General features: G+C 67.8%; 19 protein-coding genes. 12 read left to right on the plus strand and 7 right to left on the minus strand.

The window, feature by feature from the left end:
- Positions 1–43: 43 nt before the first annotated feature.
- On the minus strand, positions 44–1255 hold the full coding sequence (locus tag ACW4E8_RS29330; RefSeq protein WP_114132996.1) for an acyl-CoA dehydrogenase family protein: 1212 nt from the start codon (positions 1253–1255) through the stop codon (positions 44–46).
- Positions 1256–1483: 228 nt separating this feature from the next.
- Between ACW4E8_RS29330 and ACW4E8_RS29335 the strand changes: the two genes are divergently transcribed.
- From ACW4E8_RS29335 to ACW4E8_RS29360, 6 genes are all read left to right on the plus strand, one after another.
- Positions 1484–2581 carry an LLM class flavin-dependent oxidoreductase gene (locus tag ACW4E8_RS29335; protein ID WP_456807709.1) on the plus strand — a complete coding sequence of 366 codons (1098 nt, stop codon included), beginning with the start codon at positions 1484–1486 and terminating at the stop codon, positions 2579–2581.
- A gap of 41 nt (positions 2582–2622) precedes the next feature.
- Positions 2623–3639: an ABC transporter substrate-binding protein gene (locus ACW4E8_RS29340; RefSeq protein WP_456807710.1), complete on the plus strand. Its 1017-nt coding sequence runs from the start codon at positions 2623–2625 to the stop codon at positions 3637–3639.
- A gap of 4 nt (positions 3640–3643) precedes the next feature.
- Entirely contained in the window at positions 3644–4702 is a 1059-nt protein-coding gene (locus tag ACW4E8_RS29345) for an ABC transporter permease (protein WP_456807711.1), read from the plus strand.
- Positions 4696–5520 carry an ABC transporter ATP-binding protein gene (locus ACW4E8_RS29350; RefSeq protein ID WP_456807712.1) on the plus strand — a complete coding sequence of 275 codons (825 nt, stop codon included), beginning with the start codon at positions 4696–4698 and terminating at the stop codon, positions 5518–5520. Before ACW4E8_RS29345 ends, ACW4E8_RS29350 begins: the two co-directional genes overlap by 7 nt.
- A gap of 31 nt (positions 5521–5551) precedes the next feature.
- Complete coding sequence (locus ACW4E8_RS29355; RefSeq protein WP_456807713.1) at positions 5552–6733, plus strand: c-type cytochrome; 1182 nt, start codon at positions 5552–5554, stop codon at positions 6731–6733.
- A gap of 214 nt (positions 6734–6947) precedes the next feature.
- On the plus strand, positions 6948–7838 hold the full coding sequence (locus ACW4E8_RS29360) for a DMT family transporter (protein ID WP_456807714.1): 891 nt from the start codon (positions 6948–6950) through the stop codon (positions 7836–7838).
- Positions 7839–7855: 17 nt separating this feature from the next.
- Here ACW4E8_RS29360 and ACW4E8_RS29365 read toward each other — a convergent pair whose 3' ends face one another.
- Positions 7856–8680 carry a 3-keto-5-aminohexanoate cleavage protein gene (locus ACW4E8_RS29365; RefSeq protein WP_456807715.1) on the minus strand — a complete coding sequence of 275 codons (825 nt, stop codon included), beginning with the start codon at positions 8678–8680 and terminating at the stop codon, positions 7856–7858.
- Positions 8681–8725: 45 nt separating this feature from the next.
- The gene (locus tag ACW4E8_RS29370) at positions 8726–10594 is read right to left on the minus strand and encodes a bifunctional sugar phosphate isomerase/epimerase/4-hydroxyphenylpyruvate dioxygenase family protein (protein ID WP_456807716.1); all 1869 of its coding nucleotides are present in this window, start codon (positions 10592–10594) and stop codon (positions 8726–8728) included.
- A 133-nt stretch (positions 10595–10727) separates the two neighbouring features.
- Here ACW4E8_RS29370 and ACW4E8_RS29375 point away from each other — a divergent pair, with 133 nt between their 5' ends.
- On the plus strand, positions 10728–11495 hold the full coding sequence (locus tag ACW4E8_RS29375) for an IclR family transcriptional regulator domain-containing protein (RefSeq protein WP_340521764.1): 768 nt from the start codon (positions 10728–10730) through the stop codon (positions 11493–11495).
- Here ACW4E8_RS29375 and ACW4E8_RS29380 read toward each other — a convergent pair.
- A complete protein-coding gene (locus ACW4E8_RS29380; RefSeq protein ID WP_456807717.1) occupies positions 11492–12439 on the minus strand; it encodes a LysR family transcriptional regulator in 948 nt (315 codons plus the stop codon). The two genes, ACW4E8_RS29375 and ACW4E8_RS29380, sit on opposite strands and share 4 nt — an antisense overlap.
- Positions 12440–12523: 84 nt before the next feature.
- On the opposite strand from ACW4E8_RS29380, the gene aroQ reads away from it, so the two are divergent.
- Entirely contained in the window at positions 12524–12985 is a 462-nt protein-coding gene (aroQ, locus tag ACW4E8_RS29385) for a type II 3-dehydroquinate dehydratase (RefSeq protein ID WP_456807749.1), read from the plus strand.
- Positions 12986–13038: 53 nt separating this feature from the next.
- On the opposite strand, the gene ACW4E8_RS29390 is transcribed toward aroQ, so the two are convergent.
- The 3 genes from ACW4E8_RS29390 to ACW4E8_RS29400 form a co-directional block, all read right to left on the minus strand.
- Positions 13039–14103: a porin gene (locus ACW4E8_RS29390; protein ID WP_456807718.1), complete on the minus strand. Its 1065-nt coding sequence runs from the start codon at positions 14101–14103 to the stop codon at positions 13039–13041.
- A 71-nt stretch (positions 14104–14174) separates the two neighbouring features.
- The gene (locus ACW4E8_RS29395) at positions 14175–15503 is read right to left on the minus strand and encodes an MFS transporter (RefSeq protein ID WP_456807719.1); all 1329 of its coding nucleotides are present in this window, start codon (positions 15501–15503) and stop codon (positions 14175–14177) included.
- Positions 15504–15605: 102 nt separating this feature from the next.
- Positions 15606–16439: a shikimate dehydrogenase family protein gene (locus tag ACW4E8_RS29400; RefSeq protein ID WP_456807720.1), complete on the minus strand. Its 834-nt coding sequence runs from the start codon at positions 16437–16439 to the stop codon at positions 15606–15608.
- 273 nt (positions 16440–16712) lie between these two features.
- Here ACW4E8_RS29400 and ACW4E8_RS29405 point away from each other — a divergent pair, with 273 nt between their 5' ends.
- The 4 genes from ACW4E8_RS29405 to ACW4E8_RS29420 all read left to right on the plus strand — a co-directional run bounded on the left by ACW4E8_RS29405 (position 16713) and on the right by ACW4E8_RS29420 (position 22061).
- Positions 16713–17795, plus strand: a complete 1083-nt coding sequence (locus ACW4E8_RS29405) for a 4-hydroxyphenylpyruvate dioxygenase family protein (RefSeq protein WP_456807721.1) — start codon at positions 16713–16715, stop codon at positions 17793–17795.
- A gap of 480 nt (positions 17796–18275) precedes the next feature.
- On the plus strand, positions 18276–20042 hold the full coding sequence (gene xsc, locus ACW4E8_RS29410; protein WP_456807750.1) for a sulfoacetaldehyde acetyltransferase: 1767 nt from the start codon (positions 18276–18278) through the stop codon (positions 20040–20042).
- Between the two features lie 217 nt (positions 20043–20259).
- Positions 20260–21294: a phosphate acetyltransferase gene (pta, locus tag ACW4E8_RS29415; RefSeq protein ID WP_456807722.1), complete on the plus strand. Its 1035-nt coding sequence runs from the start codon at positions 20260–20262 to the stop codon at positions 21292–21294.
- The gene (locus tag ACW4E8_RS29420; RefSeq protein ID WP_456807723.1) at positions 21291–22061 is read left to right on the plus strand and encodes a TSUP family transporter; all 771 of its coding nucleotides are present in this window, start codon (positions 21291–21293) and stop codon (positions 22059–22061) included. The genes pta and ACW4E8_RS29420 overlap by 4 nt, the downstream gene beginning before the upstream one ends.
- Positions 22062–22091: the final 30 nt, after the last annotated feature.

Genomic DNA, 22091 nt, shown 5'->3' on the forward strand with positions numbered 1-22091 from the left:
GGCGGTGCTGCTGCAAACATAGCACGGCCAGGCGGGCCCACGCTTACAGGCCAAGCTGCGCACGCCCGGCGGCAACCAGGATCGAATCGTTCTGCGGCGTATGGATGCGGCTGCACAGCACGTCGCGATAGTGGCGCTCGAGCGGGTTGTTGCGGCTCAGCCCGTGGTTGCCGGATAGCTGCAGCGCCAGCTCCACCGCACGGATGGCATTGCCGGTCACGGTGTACTTGAGCAGCCCGCTGTCGGCCGGCGTGGGCGCCTCGCCCGCGTCAGTGCGCGCGGCGGCATCGTCCAGCAACACCTGATTGGCCCGCAGCAACGCGGCGATCTCGCCGATGGCTTCCTGCACGCGCGGCAGCGTGGCCAGCGGCGCGCCCAGGCTGCCGGGCGCGCGCTCGCGAACGAAATCGCCGATCCATGCGGCGGCAGCGCGTGCCACCGCGTCATAGAGGCTGCCCAGCAGCACGATCATCCAGGCCTGCTGGTCTGCGTTGGCGTCGATGTCGGCCTGGCTGGCACCGGCCGGCGCCCATGCCGAAGGCGGGCGGATATCGACCGCGTGGTCAGGCGGGATCCAGACGTTGTCGAGCACGGTCTCATGGCTGCCTGAAGCGCGCAGGCCAAGGTGGTTCCAGTTTTCGACGATGCGCACGCCCGCGATGCCGGCCGCCGGTCCGGGCACCAGGAACACGCCCACGCGCGGCTGCGGTTCGTCGGTGCGCGCCCATACCGCCAGCCAGCGCAGCGCCGGAATGCCGGTGCTGTACAGCTTGCGCCCGCTGATGCGCCAGCCGTCGGCCACGCGCGTGGCCACCGTGGCCGGCAGGCCGCCGCGTGCCGGCGATCCCAGTTCCGGTTCCACCCGCAGCGCGTTGATCAACGCACCGTCCTGCACCGCACTGGCAAAGACCTGGTCGCGCACGGTCTGCGGCCAGTGCGAATCGGCGCGGGCGATCGCGCGGTGCTGCAGGTAGGTCATGGTCAGCACCAGCGCCGTTGCGGCGTCGCCGCCCGCCACCGCGGCCACGATGCGGCGCGCCTGCGCCAGGCCTGCCCCGCCGCCGCCCTGCGCGTGCGGCACCACCTGCGCAACCAGGCCATTGGCATGCAGCTGCGCAAAGTTGTCGTGCGGGAAGCTGGCAGCGGCATCGTGCGCGCCGGCACTGGCGGCAAAGCGCGCGGACAGCCCGGCCAGCACCTCGCCAAGGCGCGCTTCGCTGCTGGGCAGCCTGCGCAGGGTAGACGTTAAAGACATGGAAGAACACTCCGGGAAGGATGACGACGAGGCGTGCTGCCGGCGCGCGGCTCGCACCGAATGCCGCCTAGCGTAGCGCCGGCACCGCATTACGAAAACGACGCTTATTGAATATGGACCGTCGTTTTTATTCGTTAGTGAGAGCGCGCGCCTGTCGTACTTTCTGCCTCAGCCCAACACCATCCGGGCGGTCACGCTGCCGCCCTCACCGAACACAGGAGAGCGCACATGAGCGTCGATTTCATCGGCATGATCCAGAGCCAGAAGCAGTCCGAGATCCATCCGCCGTCAGGCCCGGTGATCGATCGCGACTATGTGCGCGCCTTTGCCCAGGCCCATGAGCAGGCCGGCTTCGACCGCATCCTGGTGCCGCACCATTCCACCGGGCCGTCGGCCACGCTGACCATCGCCTACGCGGCCAGCGTGACCGAGCGCATCCACTTCATGCTGGCGCACCGCCCAGGCTTTACCGCGCCGACGCAGGCCGCGCGCCAGATCGCCACGCTCGACCAGTTCAGCGGCGGCCGCCTCGGGGTGCACTTCATCTCCGGCGGCTCGGACAGCGAACAGCAGCGCGACGGCGACTTCCTCGACCATGACCAGCGCTATGCGCGCACCGACGAGTACCTGCATATCCTGCGCCGCATCTGGACCGAGCCCGCGCCGTTCGACCACGAAGGCCAGTTCTACCGCTTTACGCAGGGCTTCTCGGAGGTCAAGCCCGTGCAGCAGCCGCATGTGCCGATCTATTTCGGCGGCGCCTCGGAAGCGGCGCTGGCCGTGGCCGGCAAGCATGCAGACGTCTACGCGCTGTGGGGCGAGTCGCTCGAGCAGGTGCGCGAGCTGACCGGCCGCGTGCGTGCTGAAGCCGCGCAGCACGGCCGCACGGTGCGCTTCTCGGTGTCGTTCCGCCCGGTGCTGGCCGAGACCGAAGAAAAGGCCTGGGCCCGCGCCGACAGCATCCTGGAGCGCACTCGCGCCCTGCGCGTGCAGGCCGGCTACAGCCGCGGCGGCCCGCAGCAGAGCGAAGGCGCACGGCGCCTGCTCGCGGCGGCCGACCAAGGCGACCGGGTCGACCAGCGCCTGTGGACCGCGATCGCGCGCGAGACCGGCGGGCGCTCCAATTCCACCGGCCTGGTCGGCACGCCGGAGCAGGTGGCGCAGGCCCTGCTGGCGTACTACGAACTGGGCGTCACCACCTTCCTGATCCGCGGCTTCGATCCGCTGGAAGACGCCATCGACTATGGCCGCGAGCTGATCCCGCGCGTGCGCGAGCTGGTGGCGCAGCACGACGCCGCGCAACAGGCAGAGCGCAAGGCCGCCTGACGGCCTCACCACACAACACAACGAAGACGGGGAGTTTCACCATGAGCCAAGACAACAACAATGATGCCGACCCGCGCCGGCGCAGCGTGCTGCGGCTGGCCGGCGCCGCGGCCATCGCCGCGCCGTCGCTGATCCTGGGCCGCCAGGCCTGGTCGGCACCGCGCAAGCTGACCTTCGCCTGGAACCAGAACTCCTTCTGCCTGACGCCGATCGTGGTGGCGCAGGAGAAGGGCTTCTTCGAGAAGAACGGCCTGCAGGTCGACCTGATCAACTACAGCGGCTCGACCGACCAGTTGCTGGAATCGATCGCCACCGGCAAGGCCGATGCGGCGGTCGGCATGATCCACCGCTGGCTCAAGCCGCTGGAAGCCGGCTTCGACGTCAAGATCATCGGCAGCTCGCACGGCGGCTGCGTGCGGCTGGTGGGATCGAAAGCGGCGGGGGTCACCAGCCTGCAGCAGCTGAAGGGAAAGACCGTAGGCGTCAGCGACCTGGCGGCGCCGGGCAAGCACTTCTTCACCATCCTGCTGGCCAAGAACGGCATCGACCCGGACAAGGACATCACCTGGCGCCAGTACCCGGCCGACCTGCTGGGCGTGGCGGTGGACAAGGGCGAGATCCAGGCGATCGCCGACGGCGACCCCAACCTCTACCTGCTGGAGAAGCGCACCAACGGCGCCTACGTGGAACTGGCCACCAACCTCACCGGCGAGTACGCGCGCAAGGTCTGCTGCGTGGTCGGCGCCCGCGGCGAGCTGGTGCGCAACGACCGCCCCGCGGCCACGTCGCTGGCGCGCGCCATCGTGCAGGCCACCGACTACGTCAACGAGAACCCCAACGAGGCCGCCAGGGTCTTCGCCAAGTACTCGCCCAAGATCAACCCGGAAGACCTGCGCAAGCTCTACGCCACGCTGACCTATACCCACCACCCGACCGGCGTCGACCTGCGCGACGAGATTGCCTTCTACGCCGATGATTTCCGCCGCATCGGCGTGCTGAAGAAGACCACCGATGCCAAACGCCTGGCGCAGCACGTCTACGCCAATGTCCTGGGGTGATGCCATGACGACAAGCCAACCTGCATTCGATGCCGGGCTCGCGCGCAAGCCAGCCGTCGCAACCGTGCCGCATGCCGCCGCGAGCGCGCGCGCGTCCGGCCCGGTCTGGGCCACCGGCATCCTCGCCGCGCTGGCGTGGGCCGCGTTCGGCGCGCTGACGTGGCTGTGGCCCAACCAGGCGGTGGGCTTCAGCGACTGGGCCTATACCACGGAGCTGGGGATTGCGGCGCTGGCAGGCGCCGCGTTGCTGGCACTGGTTGCGCTGGCCGGCCAGCGGGTCCGGGCGGCGCAACGCGCGCTGGCCGCGCTGCGCGCCGCCGGCCCGTGGCTGGTGGCGCTGCCCGTGGCCCTGGCCGCGTGGGAAATCCTGACCGCGAAGACCGCCATCCTGCCCACGCCCTTCTTCGCGCCGCCACAGGCGCTGATCGAGGTCTATGCCGACGACTGGCGGCGGCTGGGCGACAGCGTGCTGAACACGCTCAGGCTGCTCGGGCTGGGCGTGGCCTATGGCGGACTGGCCGGCTTCCTGGTGGGCGTGTCGATCGGCTGGTCGCGCCGCATCGGCTACTGGGTGCATCCGGTGCTGCGCGTGCTGGGCCCGCTGCCGTCGACCGCGCTGCTGCCGCTGACCTTCTACTTCTTCCCGTCGAGCTATTCCGCCGCGGTGTTCCTGATCGCGCTGGCCACCGCCTTCCCGGTCGCGGTGCTGACTTGGTCAGGCGTGGCCGGCGTCAACAAGAGCTACTACGACGTGGCGCGCACCATGGGCGCCTCGGGCTGGTTCCTGGTGCTGCGCGTGGCGATCCCGGCGGCGCTGCCGCAGGTATTCGTCGGCCTGTTCATGGGGCTGGGCGCTTCGTTCTCGGTGCTGGTGACGGCGGAGATGATGGGCGTGAAGTCGGGCCTGGGCTGGTACCTGACGTGGGCGCAGGGCTGGGCTTCTTACGTCAATATGTATGCGGCGCTGATCGTGATGGCGCTGCTGTTCTCGGGCGTGATCACGCTGCTGTTCGTGGCGCGTGACCGCGTGCTGTCGTGGCAGAAGGGGACGGTGAAATGGTGAGTGTTGCAGAACGGCGCGAGAGGGAAGTCAACCCCGTGGGGAGCGAGGCCCCGGAAGCCCTGACCGGTGCCCGCATCGACATCCATCAGGTCAGCCACTGGTTCGGCAGCGGCAGCGACCGACTGCAGGTGCTGGACGACGTCGACCTGGGCGTCGCACCGGGGGAATTCGTCGCGCTGCTGGGGCCCAGCGGTTGCGGCAAGTCCACGCTGCTGCGGCTGGTGGCAGGGCTGGACCAGCCCTCCTCCGGCGAGATCCTGCAGGACGGCACCCCGATCACCGAGCCGGACCCGTCGCGCATCGTGGTGTTCCAAGACCCCACGCTGTACCCGTGGCGGCGCGTGTGGGACAACGTCGCGCTGGGCCTGCAGGCACGCGGCGTGCTGGCAAGCCAGCGTCCGCGCGTGGATGACGCGCTGCGGCGCGTAGGGCTGGATACCTTCGCCCGCGCCTTCCCGCACCAGCTCTCCGGCGGCATGGCGCAGCGCGTTGCGCTGGCGCGCGCGCTGGTCAACGATCCGCGCCTGCTGGTGCTGGACGAGCCGCTGGGCAAGCTGGACTCATTGACGCGACTGGCGATGCAGAGCGACCTGGTCGATCTGTGGCAACGCTCGCGCTTCTCGGCGCTGCTGGTCACGCACGACGTGGAGGAAGCGCTGTTCCTGGCGCAGCGCGTGATCATCTTCAGCCAGCGTCCGGCACGCATCACGGCAGAGATCCGGGTCGACCTGCCCTACCCGCGCCATCGCGGCGATCCGCGGCTGACCGGGCTGCGGCACGAAGCGCTGCGCCACCTGGGACTCGACGCGAGCTGGTAATGCCCCATCGCTTTACCCCGCGGGCCGCGTCATGAGCGGCCCGCCTCCGCAGGCATGGCTGAATGCACTGCTTGTGCTGATCGAGAAATGCCAGCTTGGCTTGCTGTCGCTGTGGCACGCCCTCGGCCTGACCGGCGACAGCCATGGACAGCTGGCGTGGCCGTGGGCGCAGCGAATCGCCGGAGAAACGCTGCTGATCGACCTTGGCCTCGCCCGCCAGGTCGGCCTGAGCGTTTGCGCCATCGGCTTTGCCGTGCTGGCCGTCATTGTAGCGCTGGCGTGGCGGCGTCAGCGCGTGGTGCTGCTTGGGGCTGGTGCGATGGCCCTGTTGGTGGCGCCGTGGCCTAAGGCATCGCTGCTGCTCGGCCCTGCCATGCCGACCAGCTTTCACGCCAGCCCTACCCGCTTTTCCGTCGATGCCATCGCGCTCGGCGCGCGCGTCTATGCGCAGCACTGCGCCGGCTGCCATGGTGCCGATGGCCGTGGCGAAGGGACTTTGGCCGCAACCCTCGCCCAGTGGCCTCCAACCCTGGTCAGCCCCCTGCTCGCGCGCCGCGCCGATGGCGAACTGTTCTGGCACGTACTCGCCGGCATGCGCGACCGCCACGGCCGGCTCACCATGCCAGGCTTGCGTAGCCAGTTTGGCGACCGTGAGGCATGGGCCGTGATCGACTACATGAAGGCGCTGTCCGCCGGCAGTGGCGCCGGCGCCGATGGCAACTGGCCAGTGCCGTTGCGGCTGCCGGAGATGGCGATCCGCTGCGGCAGCGATGCGCCGCTGGCGCTGTCGCAATGGCGCGGCGGCCAGCGGGTGCGGCTGGTGGCGGTCGATGGCGTGGAGTCCCTCCCGTACGAGGATCCGCGCTTCCTGACCGTGCTGGTGACGCAGGACGGCAAGGCGCCCGCGCAAATACCGCGCTTTCGCGCCGGCTGCACGGCCACGTCGCCGCATGCATGGCAGGCAGTGGCATCGATCGCCGGCGAATCGCCTGCGCGGCTGGCCGGTACCCAGTTGCTGGCGGATCGCGCTGGCTGGCTGCGGGCGCGCGGTGCAGCGGGCCGGCAATGGTCCGATGCGGATCTTGTGTGCGTGTCGGCGCCCACCGCCAACACCTCGCGCAATGCCGCGCCGGCTCCAGACGGCCTGACCGCGCTGCTGTTGCGCATGGATGCCGAGCCGGTACGCTTCGTCAAGGGCGGCTTGGTTCACTGATCGCGTCCATCATTGATCCCGTGCGGGCGCTTTCTCCGTCGTCCAGCCGGATTATTCGCTGCCAGCGAATTCTGACTTTCCATCCATTGCCGTCATGACGCCCGCTGCTGCCAGTAACCTGCACACCGAAGACAAAGCCAACGTGGATCGGTGACATGGTGCAGAGACGGATGGCCGTGGCAAGCGCAGCTTGCCGGCCTGCGGCGTGATTCGCATGGGAGGCGCCCGGGCACTGCAGGGCATCGCGCTGATGATTGCCGCGGTAGCGTGCTTCGCCACGCTCGACACGCTGACGAAGATTGCCGGCGCGGCAGTGCCAGTCGTCATGGCGCTGTGGCTGCGCTATCTCGTGCAGGCGGCGTTGACCGCCGCGGTCTTGCTGCCCGCGCGCGGCCGGGCCTTGCTGCGCACGCGGCGGCCGCTGCTGCAATGCGCGCGTGCCGTGACGATGCTGCTGTCCAGCATGTGCGCGTTCTTCAGCCTGCAGGTCCTGCCGGTGGGCCAGTTCACCGCAGTTGTGAGCTTGACGCCGCTGGCGATGGCGCTGGCCGCGGCGGCCATGCTTGGCGAACGCGTGTCGGCCGTGCGGTGGCTCTTCCTGTTGACGGGATTTGTCGGGGCCCTGGTGGTGATCCGGCCGGGCGCCGGCCTGCAGCCCGCGATGCTGTTGCCGCTGGGGACAGTGCTGTCCAATGCCGCATACCAGTTGCTGACCAGCGTGCTGACCCGTGCCGATGGCGTCGGGACCACGCACTTCTATACAGGCTGCGTTGCCACGGTGCTGCTCTCGGCAGCGCTGCCGAGCGCATGGACCTCGCAACTCACGGCATCGCACTGGTGCCTGCTCGCCGGCATGGCGCTCGCCGGCACCGCCGGCCACCTGTTCCTGGTCCTTGCCTATGCCCGCGCGCCGGTCAGCCTGCTGACACCTTATCTCTACCTGCAGATCGCCTTTGCGATGCTTGGCGGCTGGCTGGCATTCGCCTATCTGCCCGATGCGTGGTCCGTGCTCGGCGTTGCGGTGATCGCCGCCAGCGGCGTGGGCGGCACTGTGGCGGCGGCCCGCGACCGGGAGCTGCCGGGGCGGCCCGTCGGGGCGACCTAGCCGCCCCGCTGCCGCCGTTAGTTCAGCCCGAGCAGCGCCCGCGCCTGTGCCGGCGTTGCCACCGCCCGGCCGTACTGCTCGCAAAGCTGCGCCACGCGGCCAACCAGTTGCGCGTTGCTGGCTGCCAGTGTGTCCTGGTCCCAGCGGATGTTGTCTTCCAGACCGGTACGGCAGTGTCCGCCGAGCTCCAGCGTCCAGTGATTGACTTCCAGCTGGTGGCGGCCGATGCCGGCGGCCGTCCATGTCGCGCCCGGCAACAGCGTTTGCAGTTGCTCGACCTGGAACGCCAGGATCTCGCGCCGCGCCGGCAGCGCATTGCGGATGCCGAACACGAACTGCACGTGCGGCGGCGCCGCGATCAGCCCTTCTTTCACCAGTTCCGCCGTGTTGTAGAGCATCGCCAGGTCGAAGATCTCGATTTCCGGCTTGACGTGGAATTCCCGCATCGTGGTGGCCAGCGTGCGCACGAAATCTGGCGGGTTTTCGTAGACGCTGGTGGGAAAGTTGACCGAGCCAGTGGCAAGCGAAGCCATGTCTGGCCGCAGATGGAGCATCGCGCCGCGCTGGCTGGCCTCGCGGCCGCGTCCGCCGGTAGAGAACTGCACGATCATGCCCGGGCAGTGTTTGCGGATGCCTTCCTGCAGCGCGGCGAATCGCGTCGGATCGGAGCTCGAATTTTCCAGTTCGTCGCGCACGTGCAGGTGAACCAGCGTGGCGCCGGCCTCATAGCTGGCGTGTGTGCTTTCGATCTGTTCAGCCACCGAAATGGGCACGGCCGGGTTGTCTTTCTTGCGCGGCACGGAACCGGTGATGGCCACGGAAATGATGCACGGCTCTTGCATGGAATGTCTCCTGTAGGGAATGTTGTGAGCGGGTGACGATGATGTTCAGCTGTGCCGCAGCTGCGCCTGTGCGGCCATGCGCACCGAAGCGTTGACCGCGCCGTAGCCGGTGTAGCCGCTGCGTTGCACGAGTTCGAAGAAAAACCGTTCGTGGAACGGCTCGGTGTAGGCGTGCAGGAATTCACCGTGGGCGTCGCGGTCGTAGAGCAGGCCGAGACCTTGCAGGCGTTCCAACAGCGCGTCGTCGAGCGCGAGCCGCGCGGCCACGTCGTCGTAGTAGTTGTCCGGCACGTGGAGCATCGCGGCGCGGGTGCGGTCGATGGCTTCCAGCGTCTGCCCGATGCGTTCCGACCGGAAGGCGATGTGGTGCACGCCCGAGCCCGCGTAAGCGGCGACAAAACGCCCGGTGGCGGTGCGGCCGCTCTCGGACACGTTGAGCGGGATGCGAACATGCTGGCCGGGACTGACCATGGCGCGGCTCTTCACCAGGCCATACGGATCGGCGATCTCATGCACGGCCTCCGGCCGCATGGCGAACACCGAGCGGTAGAACAGCACGAAGCTGTCGAGCCGGTTCGCCGGCAGCGCCTGCGCGATATGGTCGATGGCAAACAACCCGGCGCCGTGGTGGACGGTTTCCGCGGGCGCATCGAGCAGGAAGTCGCTCTCATAGATGCTGCGGTCGGCGTCGCGGTCGTCGATCAGGTGGAACAGCATGCCGTCGGGCGAGCGCAGCGCGGGAATCACGCGCTCGTCGGGCCCCACCGGCTCGCGCCACTCCTTGCACAGCAGCGCGCGGGCGCGCGCCACGGCGCGGCGTGCGTCGTCCACTTTCAGGCCGATGGCGCACACCGACGGGCCGTGCAGTTGGAAGTGCTCGGCGGCGGCGCTGTCCTGCTCGGCATTCAGGATCAGGTTGACGCCGCCCTGGCGGTACAGGTCGACCGCCTTGGAGCGATGGCGGCCGGCATGGGCAAAGCCAAGCGATTCCAGCCGTTGCGCGAGTTCGCGGCCAGCCACGTAATCGACGGCAAACTCGACGAAATCCACGCCACCCAGCACCGGCGGCGCAGGCAGCGGCGTGCCGCCCGCCTCGGACTCCAGCCAGATCAGCGAGCGCAGCCCGTCTTGCGCGGTCAGCCGTGCCGGCGCCGCGCGGAAGTCGTCGTTGAAGACCTCCAGCGACAACGGCCCGTTGTAGCCCGCCTGCAGCACAGCGCGGGCGAAATCGGTCACCGGCAGGTCGCCCTGCCCGGGAAAGTTGCGGTAGTGGCGGCTCCACGACAGCACGTCCATCGACAGGCGTGGCGCGTCGGCCAGTTGCACAAAGAAGATCTTGTCCGCCGGCACAACGTCCAGGCCCTGCAGCGAATCGCCCAGCGACAGCGTATGGAAGCTGTCCAGCACCAGCCCCAGCGCGGGGTGGTCGGCGCGCTGCACGATGTCCCACGCCTGCCGCCAGCGGCGCGTATGGCGGCCCCAGGCAAGCGCCTCGTAACCGACGCGCAGCCCGCGCCGCGATGCGGCCTCTGCCATCCGGCGCAGGTCGGCGGCAGCGCGGGCGGGATCGTCGATGGCCACCTCCTGCACATTGCTGCACACCAGCACCATCTCCGCGCCAAGCTGCTCCATCACGTCGAACTTGCGTTCGGCGCGCGCCATATTGCGGACAAACAGGTCATCCGGCATGGCCTCGAAGTCGCGCAGCGGCTGGTAGAGCAGGATCTGCAGGCCGAGGTCGGCCGCCATGCGGCGCACTTCGGCCGGTGAGCCGTCGAAATGCAGCAGGTCATTCTCGAAGATCTCCACGCCGTCGAAGCCCGCGGCCGCGGCGGCTTCCAGTTTTTCCGGCAGCGTGCCGGACAGCGAGACGGTGGCGATCGATTTCGGGAGAGGCCTGCGGGCTGCGGTCATGGCGATTGCGAGGTGGCGACGGTATTGCCCCAAAGGTTATGAGCGAGCCAGCCCGTCAACAACCACAATTCGCGCGCAAGCGTGCGATAATCGCTCCATTGCGATCATCCCTCGCGCGAAATTCGGGTTAACCATGGAAAAAGAACCGCTGAACCGGCGCGACTGGATCGCCGGGCTGGAAAAAGGCCTGGCCATCCTGGAGGCCTTCGACAACGACCATCCGCGCCTCACGCCCACGCAGGCGGCGCAGCTGACTGGCCTGACGCGCACGGCTGCGCGTCGCTACCTGCTGACGCTGGAGCACCTCGGCTACACCACCAGCGACGGCACGCTGTTCAGCCTGACGCCGCGCGTGCTCAAGGTGGGCTGGTCGTATTTCGACTCGGCGCGGCTGCCGCGCACGGTGCAGCCGTTCCTGCAGCAAATCACCGCGCAGCTCGGCGAGGCGGCCTACCTGAGCGTGCTCGATGGCTGGGAGCTGGTGTTTATCGCCCGCACCAGCACCAGCCGCGTGATGAGCACCGGCTTCGTGCTGGGGGCACGGGTGCCGGCGCCGCTGGGCTCGGCCGGGGTGATGATGCTGGCCTCGCGCCCTGAGGAGCAGGTGCGCGAATGGCTGGAAACCTGCGTGCTCGCGCCCTACACGCCGTACACCATCTTGCAGCACGAGCGCCTGCTCGAAGAGATCCGCAAGGCCGGCGCGCAGGGCTATGCGATGCTGGAGCAGCAGTTGCAGACCGGCGTGCGCGGCATCGCCGTGCCGCTGCGCGACCGCCACGGCAAGGTGATCGCCGCGCTCTCGGTCAACATGCCGATCGGCGACGAGACCCCGCAGCAGGCGCTGGACCGGGTGCTGCAGGTGTTGCAGGACACCGCGCTGCTGATCATGCGGGTGCTTTAGTCCAGCGTCGTCGCCAGCGCCTGCGGTCCCTGCGACAACTGCGCCTTAAGGAACTCAAGGCACACGCGCATCCGCACCGAGCCCGACGCCCGTGCGCTGGTCACGGCCCAGATATCGGCCGGCTGCTGCCAGTCCGGCAGCACGCGCACCAGTTCGCCAGCGCGCACCCTGGCGGCCACGTCCCAGACCGAAGCCATGATGATGCCGAAACCTTCCAGTGCCCACTGGTGGGTCACGTCGCTGTGGTTCGATGCCATCGGCCCGGTCACCTTTACCGTCTCCCACCTGTCCGGCCCCTGCAGCCGCCATACGCCAAAGGCCTGGTCGCGCTCGCGCAGCAGCAGGCAGTCGTGCCGGGGCAGCTCGGCCGGATGCTCCGGCATGCCGCGCCGCGCGAGGTAGGCCGGCGCGGCGCATAGCACGCGGCTGCCGCTGGCGATCTTGCTGGCGATCAGGTGCGGCTCCTCGACCTCGCCCACGCGGATGTCCAGGTCGAAGCTTTCGCCGATCAGGTCGACGCGCCGGTCGAGCAGCTCCAGCCAGACCTCCAGCCCCGGATGCTGCTGCCGCAGCCGCGACAGCACCGGTGCCACATGCCTGCGCCCGAGCCGCACGCTGGTGGCGATGCGCAGCAGCCCGCGCGGCTCGCCACCGGTGGCGCCTACGGCCTCGAGCATGCCGTCGACGTCTTCCAGGATCTTCTGTGCCCACGCAAAGGCGCTCTCGCCCTCGGCGGTCACGCTGACGCGGCGCGTGGTGCGGTGGAACAGCTTCGCGCCCAGCATGGCTTCGAGCATGGCGATGCGCTTGCTGACATGTGCCGGCGAGATGCCGGTCTCGTTGGCGGCGGCGATAAAGCTGGCGCGCCGCGCCACCGTGCAGAACAGCCGCAGGTCCCGCAGGAACGGGTCATTGTTCGCCGTCAGCGCATTCTGAGTTTCCATGGCGGTCGATGATGGGATGAAGGGACTAACGATAGGCTATCGGCGATGGCCGCGCCAGCGCCGCGGCCGATTCCAGGAGACATGATGAAGACAGTACTGGTGCTCAACGGGCCCAACCTCAACCTGCTCGGCACCCGCGAGCCGGCAGTCTATGGCAGTGAAACGCTGGCCGATGTGGAGCGCATCTGCCAGGAAGCCGCGCAACGGCTGGGGCTGGAGGCGCAATGCCGGCAGACCAACCATGAAGGCCAGCTGATCGACTGGATCCATGAGGCGGGGCGGCTGTGCGCGCAAGGGGAAATGGTCGGCGTGGTGCTGAATGCGGGGGCGCTCACGCATACGTCGATCGCGCTGCATGATGCGATCAAGGGCGCGGCGGTGCCGCTGGTCGAGTACCACATCTCTAACGTGCACGCGCGCGAGGCGTTCCGGCATCACTCATGGATCTCGCCGGTGGCGCGGGCGGTGATGGCGGGGCTGGGGGTGAAGGGATATGCGTTGGCGGTTGAGGCGCTGGTGCTGGTGACAGCGGCCGCGGCTGAATAAACGGATTAAGCGGATGCCACCGCGCATTGGGCGTTGCGCGGCGGCATTCCCCATCAGAACTTGTGCCGCACCCCCGCCATCACCCCGATGCGCGACGCATTGCCATAAGTATTCCCACTGTTAGCAAACGTCGGCGAACTGTTCAACGCAATCCACTGCCCCTGCAGGTGGGTGTAGTCCACCTCCACATACACATCGGTGCGCTTGCTGAAGTTGTAGTCCAGCATGCCCGCCGTGGTCAGCCGCTTGCCCCCCTGCCCTGCATGGCGCAGCCAGTCGTACTGCAGCGTGCCGATAAACACCAGCGCGTCGGTGATATTGAACCGCGTCCCCACATAGCCGACGTTGTTGCGGTAGTCCGCCACATCCAGCCGGTTGTTGGTATAGCCAAGGTAGTATTGCGCCCGCGCCGCCTTCCACGTGCCACCCAGGCCCCACACCGTTTGCTTGCTGGCCTGCGCCGCCGGTACCGCCCCGAAGAAGGCCGTGGTCACGTTCTGCGTCTGCTGGTACACGGCGCCGATCTCCAGCGGCCCCGACGTGTAGGCGAGCGAGCCGGCTGCGGCCGAGCCGCTCTTGATGCTGCCCGGCACCTCGCCGAAGGTGTAGGCCGCCGCCGCCTGCAGGCCGTTGAAGCTCTTGATGTACTTGACGGTGTTGTCGTAGCGCAGCCCGGTGTAGTTGCCGCCCTGGTAGCCGACGATGGAATTGTTGGCGAAGGCCATGGCCTCGTAGGACGAGAGCACCTCATGGGCCAGCGTGTACTGGCGGCCGATCGCCAGCTTGCCGTAGCCGCCGTCAAGCCCGATCACCGCGGTGCGCCCGAACAGCCGCCCGCCCTGCTGGCTGGTGCCGGTGTCGGGCGAGAAACCCGACTCCAGGATGAACCAGGCCTTGTTGCCGCCACCGATATCCTCGGTGCCGCGCAGTCCCCAGCGGCTGCCGGTGAGCACGCCATCGGTCATCTGCGTGCGGCTGTGGCCGGCCACGTCCTCATGGGTGCTGTAGCGGATGGTGGTATCCAGCAGCCCGTAGAGCGTGACGCCACCGGAAGTCTGGGCGAGCGCGGGCAGGCTGCCCGCGCCCAGCGCGAGCAGCGCAATCAGTCGTTTTTGCATTGGAGCTTTGTCTCTGTGTTTTATTGTCGGCGGGGCGAACGCCCCGCCGGGTCAGGCGGCATCGAAAGGCGTCAGGCGACCTCAGGCACCTTGCGCGGGGCCAGGAAGAACAGCCAGGTGAGCGCGAGGAAATAGGCGCAGGGGATCATCGTGAACAGCACCGCGTAGTTGTTGTGCGTCACGGTGAGCACGTAGCCGACCAGCTGCGTCATGAACATGCCGCCGATGGCGCCGATCATCCCGCCGAAGCCGAACACCGAGCTGACCACATGCTTGGGCGTGTAGTCCATCACCATGCTCCAGATATTGGCGGTCCACGCCTGGTGCGCGCCGATGGCGATAGAGATCGCGGCCACGGCCATCCACAGGCTGCTGGCGCCGGCGGCCATCACCACCGAGATGATGCATGCAGCAAACACCAGCATCGACAGCAGGCGCGCACGCACCGCCGGCATGCCGCGGCTGATCAGCCACGACGACAGCGCGCCGCCGCCCACGCTGCCCACGTCGGCCGCCAGGTAGATCACGATCAGCGGCAGGCCCATCTGCGTGACGCTGATGCCGAGCTGGTACTGCTGGTTCAGGAACGGCGGCAGCCAGTACAGGTAGAACCAGAATACCGGCGCGGTGATGGCGTAGGCCAGGGCAAAGGCCCAGGTGCCGCGCATGCGCAGGATTTGCGAATAGCGGATGCGGTGCGGCGGCGGTTCGACGTCGTGCGTGATGTGGGCCAGTTCAGTGGCGCTGACGGTCGGGTGCTGTTCCGGGTTGTGGTAGCGGGCATACCAGAACGCCAGCCAGATCGCACCCAGCGAGGCGATGACAATAAAGGCCGCCTGCCAGCCCCAGGCCTGCAGGATCAGCGGCAGCATGATCGGCGTGAGCATGGCGCCGACATTGGTGCCGGCATTGAAGATGCCGGTGGCAATGGCGCGCTCGCTCGCCGGGAACCAGATGCGCGTGGTCTTGACGCAGGCGGGGTAGTTGGCCGCCTCCGACAAGCCAAGGAAGAAGCGGCAGATCATGAAGCCGACCGCGGACGCCGCAAAGGCATGGGCACCACACGCGATGCTCCACAGCAGTACCGCCAGCGCGAAGGCGCGCTTGACGCCGACCATGTCGATAAACCGGCCCTGCAGCGCAAAGCCGATGGCGTAGCCCACCTGGAACCAGAAGTTGATGTTGGCGTAATCCTGCGCGGTCCAGGCCATGGCCTTGGCCAGCACCGGCTGCAGCACGCCAAGCGCGGCACGGTCGATGTAGTTCAGCGTGGTCGCGAAGAACACCAGCGCCAGCATGCCCCAGCGGACCGTGCCAAAGGCAAAGGCCGCGCGGATCTTGTCGCCGAGCGACTTGCCAATCGCGGCAGCCGCTGGCAGATCCTTGTGTGTCGTTGTCATGTTGTTTGTCTCCACTATTGGATGAGAAATGCTTGCCGGCGTGCCTTTATGGGGATGGCATCCGCTCGGGTGCTGATCAGGGCGGCGGCGCAGCGGCCGCCATCAGTACTTGATTTGTGCCACGGCGCGCAACGCGTCGGGCGTGGCGGTGCCGTAGCCAAAGAACTCCAGGTAAGCCGGGATCATCTCGAACAGCATGTCGGTGCCCACCTGGACCTTGCAGCCGCGGGCCATGGCGGCTTCAAGCAAGGGGGTGTATTCGGTCTTCATCACTACCTCGCCCACCATGGCCCCGGTGGCAATGTGCGAGACGTCGAACGGCAGCGGGTCGCCAGGATTCATCCCCAGCGGGGTGGCGTTGACCACCACGTCGAAGCCATGCGGATCGGCCGAGCCGGTGGTCACGCGCAAGGCCGGGTAGTGCTCGGCCAGGCGCCGGGCCAGCGCCCCTGCGGCGCCTTCGCGGGCATCGAACAGCGCCAGTTCCGCCACGCCCGCTTCGGCCAGCGATGCGGCGATCGCGCTGCCCACGCCACCGCTGCCCGACACGATGGCGCGCGCGCCTTCCAGCAGGCAACCCTTGCGCCGGATGCCGCGCACAAAGCCGGCGCCATCGAACTGGTCGCCGACCAGCGTGCCGTCGTCGCGCCGCACTACGGCGTTGCAGGCGCCGGCGATGCGGGCGGCCGGCGTGAGTTCGTCTACCAGTTCCAGCGTGGCGACCTTGTGCGGCATGGTCACCAGCGCGCCGCGGATATTGGTCAGGCGAAACAGGGAACGGAACACTTCGGCATAGTCGTCGGGCTTGACGCCCATTGGCACCACCACCGCGTCGATGCCCTGCTGTGCGAACCAGGGGTTATAGATCATCGGCGCCTTGAACGACTCCGTGGGATAGCCAAGGTGCGGGATGAGCGTGGTTTTGCCGTTGATCATGATGGTCGTAAGTTCGGGACGTTGGCCTCGTGGCCGGCCTGGTGCTTTTCGTTGACCGGAGATTAGTGCTCGACCGCCCGTCCGCCAAGCGCACCTCGCGTCATATTGCGCGATAAGTGAACGCGTATGCGCGATCAAGGCGCGCAGTTCGGGTTTCTACGAGGTCCTCTCCCTCGCTGCCCGGACGTGGCCCGGCGCGGGCCCGTTGCTATGATCCATCGACGCCGCAAGGCTCGGCACCGTCCCCCCGCCACCCTCACAGGAGCCATGACAATGAACGCCGCAGACGTCTCTGCCCCGCGCGCGGACGATTCCCAGCCCTGGGACAACCCGCTTGGCATCCAGGGCTATGAGTTCATCGAATTTGCCTCGCCCGACCCGGCCGCGCTGGGCCGCACCCTTGAACGCTTCGGTTTTGCCGCCGTCGCCCGTCACCGCCACAAGGCCGTGAAGCTGTACCGGCAGGGCGAGATGAATTTCATCGTCGATGCCGAGCCGGATTCGTTCGCGACGCGATATGCCAGCGAGTACGGCCTGTCGATCTGCGCCATCGGCATCCGCGTGAACGATGCCGCGGCCGCCTTTACCCGCGCGCTGGAAGCTGGCGCATGGCCCTTCGAGGGCGGCACCGTGGGGCCGATGGAGCTCAATATCCCCGCCATCCAGGGCATCGGCCAGTCGATCCTCTACTTCATCGACCGCTGGCGCGGCAAGGAAGGCCGGCCAGGTGACGTGGGCGATATCTCGATCTACGACGTCGATTTTCGCCCGTTGCCGCAGCCCGACAATGCGCCGGACGCGGGGCTGCTGCGCGTCGACCACCTGACCCAGGCCGTGGAGCAAGGCCATCTCGAGGAATGGCTGGACTTCTACCGCAAGGTGCTGGGCTTCCGCGAACTCCAGCCAGCCAGCGAGGCGCACGCGCTGGTGTCGCCGTGCGGGCGCATTCGCATTCCGCTGTACGAGAAGGGAACGACGCGCCATGACCAGATGCGCCACTACCTGTCGGACCAGCACGGCGAGGGCATCCAGCATATTGCGCTGGCCAGCGCCGACATACTCGCCAGCACTGCTGCGCTGGCGGGCAACGGCGTGCAGTTTGTGCAGCCGCCGGCGGCCTACTACGATTCCGTCGACACGCGCCTGCCCGGCCATGGCCTGGACCTGGCCGCGCTGCAGCGCTACGGCATCCTGGCCGACGGCGCCATGCGTGCCGATCGCACGCAGGAGCGCTTCCTGCAGGCGTTCGTGAGGCGCGAGGCGGGCGAGTTTTTTTTCGAGATCGTCCAGCGCGACGGGCATCAGGGCTTCGGCGAGGGCAACCTGCCGGTGCTGGAAGCGTTGTCGGTACGCTGACGCGGCCCCCTTCACCAGCATGCAGCCCAGTCAAACCGCGCCCTGCTGAGCGCGCCAGCTCGCACTTCCTCGCCGCGTCCCTGAGGCGGCGGGCTCGTCACACCTCCCGCCATATTCGCCAGCGCCGGTGATCTCTCTCACCGGCGTCCTGCTTGCCTGCCCGGCCCGGGCGCATCCCGATTTCCCCGTCCTCCCAGCGCGTATCAACGCCCGATAAATGGCGTTTACGACACCTCAATCGGATTTTTGTCTCATTTTTTCATTCGTTTCATTCCATAAATCAAAACTTCCTATTGACCAATCGGAGTCTTCCGCCTACATTTCCCCCAACGAGCAATTTTCCGGAACGTCCTGTTCCACTTTATAAGACCCTCATCAGGAGACAACGCCATGCGCGACCTCGATACCACCTCGAATCCCGCCGTTTCCGGTGGCTCGGCCGCCGCGAAGGAGAGCCAGGTCCCGGCCGGCCCGCAGACCATGACCCCGTCGGAAGCCTTCGTTGAAACGCTGGCCGCCAATGGCGTGACCGACATGTTCGGCATCATGGGCTCGGCCTTCATGGATGCGATGGACATCTTCGCGCCGGCGGGCATCCGCCTGATCCCGGTGGTGCACGAACAAGGCGCCGGCCACATGGCCGACGGCTACGCCCGCGTGTCGGGCCGCCACGGCGTGGTGATCGGCCAGAATGGCCCCGGCATCTCCAACTGCGTGACCTCGATCGCCGCTGCCTACTGGGCCCACAGCCCGGTGGTGATCGTCACGCCCGAGGCCGGCACCATGGGCATTGGCCTGGGCGGCTTCCAGGAAGCCAACCAGCTGCCGATGTTCCAGGAGTTCACCAAGTACCAGGGCCATGTCACCAACCCGGCGCGCATGGCCGAGTTCACCGCCCGCTGCTTCGACCGCGCCACCGCGGAAATGGGCCCGACCCAGCTGAACATCCCGCGTGACCATTTCTACGGCAAGGTCAACGTCGAGATCCCGCAGCCGCGCCGCCTCGACCGCGGCCCCGGCGGCGAGCAGAGCCTGAACGAAGCGGCCGAGTTGCTGGCCAACGCCAAGTTCCCGGTGATCATCTCGGGCGGCGGCGTGGTGATGGCCGATGCGATCGAAGAGTGCAAGGCCCTGGCCGAGCGCCTGGGCGCACCGGTGGTCAACAGCTACCTGCACAACGACTCGTTCCCCGCCAGCCATCCGCTGTGGTGCGGCCCGCTGGGCTACCAGGGCTCGAAGGCTGCGATGAAGCTGATCTCGCGCGCCGACGTGGTGATCGCGCTGGGCTCGCGCCTGGGACCGTTCGGCACGCTGCCGCAGCATGGCATGGACTACTGGCCCAAGAACGCCAAGATCATCCAGATCGACGCCGACCACAAGATGCTGGGCCTGGTGAAGAAGATCTCGGTGGGCATCTGCGGCGACGCCAAGGCCGCCGCGGTCGCGCTGACCCAGCGCCTGGCCGGCCGCACGCTGGCCTGCGACGCCAGCCGCGACGCCCGCGCCACCGATATCGCCAACGAAAAGGCCGCGTGGGAGAAGGAGCTGGACGACTGGACCCATGAGCGCGACCCGTACAGCCTGGACATGATCGAAGAGCAGAAGCAGGAGCGCACGCCCACCGGCGGCCAGTACCTGCATCCGCGCCAGGTGCTGCGCGAGCTGGAAAAGGCCATGCCGGAAGATGTGATGGTGTCCACCGACATCGGCAACATCAACTCGGTGGCCAACAGCTACCTGCGCTTCGAGAAGCCGCGCAGCTTCTTCGCGGCGATGAGCTGGGGCAACTGCGGCTACGCCTTCCCGACCATCATCGGCGCCAAGGTCGCGGCACCGCACCGCCCGGCCGTGTCGTACGCCGGTGACGGCGCCTGGGGCATGAGCCTGATGGAAACCATGACCTGCGTGCGCCACAACATCCCGGTGACCGCGGTGGTGTTCCACAACCGCCAGTGGGGCGCGGAGAAGAAGAACCAGGTGGACTTCTACAACCGCCGCTTTGTGGCGGGCGAGCTGGACAACCAGAGCTTTGCGGACATCGCCAAGGCGATGGGTGCCGAAGGCATCGTGGTGGATCGGCTGGAAGATGTCGGCCCGGCCCTGAAGCGCGCCATCGACCTGCAGATGAATCATGGCAAGACCACGATCATCGAGATCATGTGCACGCGTGAGCTGGGGGATCCGTTCCGCCGCGATGCGCTGGCCAAGCCGGTGCGGTATCTGGACAAGTACAAGGACTACGTCTGATCGAGGTACTGCACACCGCCAGCTGACGGCGTGCTCCCTCTCCCGCTTGCGGGAGAGGGTTGGGGAGAGGGCCGGTGCGTCCACGAAGTGAGGCGCGGCAGCATGGCGAGCGCCTGCCCTCTCCCCCGGCCCCTCTCCCGCAAGCGGGAGAGGGGAGAACACCAAGGGCATAGCGCAGGTCGCTGGCCCTTTTTTCAGTTTTACCGAGCCAACCACCATGAAAGCCATCCTCCGCATCATCGACCGCGCCCGCGCCGCTCCCCGCCGCATCGTGCTGTGCGAGGCCGAAGACCCACGCATCCTGCAAGCCGCGCAACGCGCCACGCAGGAAGGCATCGCCCACATCGTGCTGGTGGGCAACACCCGCCAGATCAACGCCGCCGCGGCCATCCACGGCATCGAGCTGGCGGGCATGACGCTGGTCGATCCATCGACCTCGGCGCTGACACCCTCCTTCGCGCAGCAACTCTTTGCGCTGCGCCAGAAGAAAGGCATGACGCTCGATGAAGCCAAGCGCGCCGTGCTCGATCCGCTGTGCTTCGCCAACCTGATGGTGCGCCTCGGCCATGCCGACGGCTCGGTGGCGGGCGCCGCCCACACCACCGCCGACGTGGTGCGCAACGCGATCCAGTTGATCGGGCTGGCACCGGGCTTCCGGCTGGTGTCGAGCTTCTTCCTGATGATGCTGTGCGAGCCTTTCCACACGCTCAAGGGCGGGCTGATCTTCTCCGACTGCGGGCTGGTGGTGGATCCGGATGCCGATGCGCTTTCCGAGATCGCCATGGCCGCGGCCGACAGCGCACGCACGTTGCTGATGGAAGAGCCACGCGTGGCCATGCTGTCGTTCTCGACCAGCGGCAGCGCCAGCCATGCGGCGGTGGACAAGGTCGTGGCCGCCACCGAGCGCGTGCGCGCGCAGCGCCCGGCCCTGGCCATCGATGGCGACGTGCAGCTCGATGCCGCCATCGTCGCCGAGATCGCCGCGCGCAAGGTCGCGCATTCGCAGGTGAACGGCCACGCCAACGTGCTGGTGTTCCCCAGCCTGGAAGCCGGCAATATCGGCTACAAGCTGGCCGAGCGGGTCGGTGGCGCCAAGGCCATCGGGCCGATGCTGCAGGGGCTGAACAAGCCCGCCAACGACCTCTCGCGCGGCTGCAGCGCGGACGATGTGTTCCATGTCATCGCCGTCACCGTGGTCCAGGCGCAAGCCACCGCGGAACAGGCCGGCAAGGGCGAGCAGGCGGCGGCATGAAAGCAGAACTGTTGTTGCCGCTGCTGGGCCTGCAGGCCCTGCTCGGCGCCGGCACCTATTTCCAGACGGTGACCGGCTTTGGCCTTGGCATGATCGTGATGGGCGTCACCAGCGGGCTGGGGCTGGCGCCGGTGGCCACCGTGGCCGCGGTGGTGAGCCTGGTCACGCTGGCCAACAGCGCCTGCGCGCTGCCAGGCAAGCTGCAGCATATCGACTGGCGCGCCGTCGCCGCGGCGGCCATCGGCATCCTGCCGTCGGTAGTGGTCGGCGTGCTGGTGCTGGAGTACCTGAGCAGCAGCGCGGCCACGTTGCTGCAGTTGCTGCTGGGCGCCGTGATCCTGTATGGCGGCCTCAGCGCCGCGCTCAAGCCCGCGCCGCTGGCGCAACGCTCCGGCGACGGCACTTTCTTCGTGAGCGGGGTATTCGGCGGACTGCTGAGCGGCATGTTCGGCGTCTCCGGCCCGCCGCTGATTTTCCAGTTCTACCGGCAGCCGATGAAGCCGGTTGAAATCCGTTGCGCGCTGATCCTGGTCTTTACCGTGACCTCCACCGTGCGCACACTGTTCTCTGCCTGGCAGGGGCAGCTCGATGCCGCTGTGTGCGTGCAGGCCGCCATTGCCGTGCCGGTGGTGGTGATCGCCACGTTGCTGGGGCGTCGCTTCCCGCCACCGTTCTCGCCGATGACGACGCGCAGGGTGGCGTTCGGGGTGTTGATCGGGATCGGGGCCAGCCTGATGCTGCCGGCGATTTCGGCGTGGGTGCTCTAAGGGCGCGCGGCGCGCCCTCAGAACCGGGAC

The organism is Cupriavidus sp. CP313 (genome assembly GCF_054072015.1).

Coding starts and splice junctions, on each gene's coding strand:
- ACW4E8_RS29330 (WP_114132996.1), bottom strand. CDS start 1,255: ATGTCTTTAACGTCTACCCTGCGCAGGCTGCCCAGCAGCGAAGCGCGC.
- ACW4E8_RS29335 (WP_456807709.1), top strand. CDS start 1,484: ATGAGCGTCGATTTCATCGGCATGATCCAGAGCCAGAAGCAGTCCGAG.
- ACW4E8_RS29340 (WP_456807710.1), top strand. CDS start 2,623: ATGAGCCAAGACAACAACAATGATGCCGACCCGCGCCGGCGCAGCGTG.
- ACW4E8_RS29345 (WP_456807711.1), top strand. CDS start 3,644: ATGACGACAAGCCAACCTGCATTCGATGCCGGGCTCGCGCGCAAGCCA.
- ACW4E8_RS29350 (WP_456807712.1), top strand. CDS start 4,696: ATGGTGAGTGTTGCAGAACGGCGCGAGAGGGAAGTCAACCCCGTGGGG.
- ACW4E8_RS29355 (WP_456807713.1), top strand. CDS start 5,552: ATGAGCGGCCCGCCTCCGCAGGCATGGCTGAATGCACTGCTTGTGCTG.
- ACW4E8_RS29360 (WP_456807714.1), top strand. CDS start 6,948: ATGGGAGGCGCCCGGGCACTGCAGGGCATCGCGCTGATGATTGCCGCG.
- ACW4E8_RS29365 (WP_456807715.1), bottom strand. CDS start 8,680: ATGCAAGAGCCGTGCATCATTTCCGTGGCCATCACCGGTTCCGTGCCG.
- ACW4E8_RS29370 (WP_456807716.1), bottom strand. CDS start 10,594: ATGACCGCAGCCCGCAGGCCTCTCCCGAAATCGATCGCCACCGTCTCG.
- ACW4E8_RS29375 (WP_340521764.1), top strand. CDS start 10,728: ATGGAAAAAGAACCGCTGAACCGGCGCGACTGGATCGCCGGGCTGGAA.
- ACW4E8_RS29380 (WP_456807717.1), bottom strand. CDS start 12,439: ATGGAAACTCAGAATGCGCTGACGGCGAACAATGACCCGTTCCTGCGG.
- aroQ (WP_456807749.1), top strand. CDS start 12,524: ATGAAGACAGTACTGGTGCTCAACGGGCCCAACCTCAACCTGCTCGGC.
- ACW4E8_RS29390 (WP_456807718.1), bottom strand. CDS start 14,103: ATGCAAAAACGACTGATTGCGCTGCTCGCGCTGGGCGCGGGCAGCCTG.
- ACW4E8_RS29395 (WP_456807719.1), bottom strand. CDS start 15,503: ATGACAACGACACACAAGGATCTGCCAGCGGCTGCCGCGATTGGCAAG.
- ACW4E8_RS29400 (WP_456807720.1), bottom strand. CDS start 16,439: ATGATCAACGGCAAAACCACGCTCATCCCGCACCTTGGCTATCCCACG.
- ACW4E8_RS29405 (WP_456807721.1), top strand. CDS start 16,713: ATGAACGCCGCAGACGTCTCTGCCCCGCGCGCGGACGATTCCCAGCCC.
- xsc (WP_456807750.1), top strand. CDS start 18,276: ATGACCCCGTCGGAAGCCTTCGTTGAAACGCTGGCCGCCAATGGCGTG.
- pta (WP_456807722.1), top strand. CDS start 20,260: ATGAAAGCCATCCTCCGCATCATCGACCGCGCCCGCGCCGCTCCCCGC.
- ACW4E8_RS29420 (WP_456807723.1), top strand. CDS start 21,291: ATGAAAGCAGAACTGTTGTTGCCGCTGCTGGGCCTGCAGGCCCTGCTC.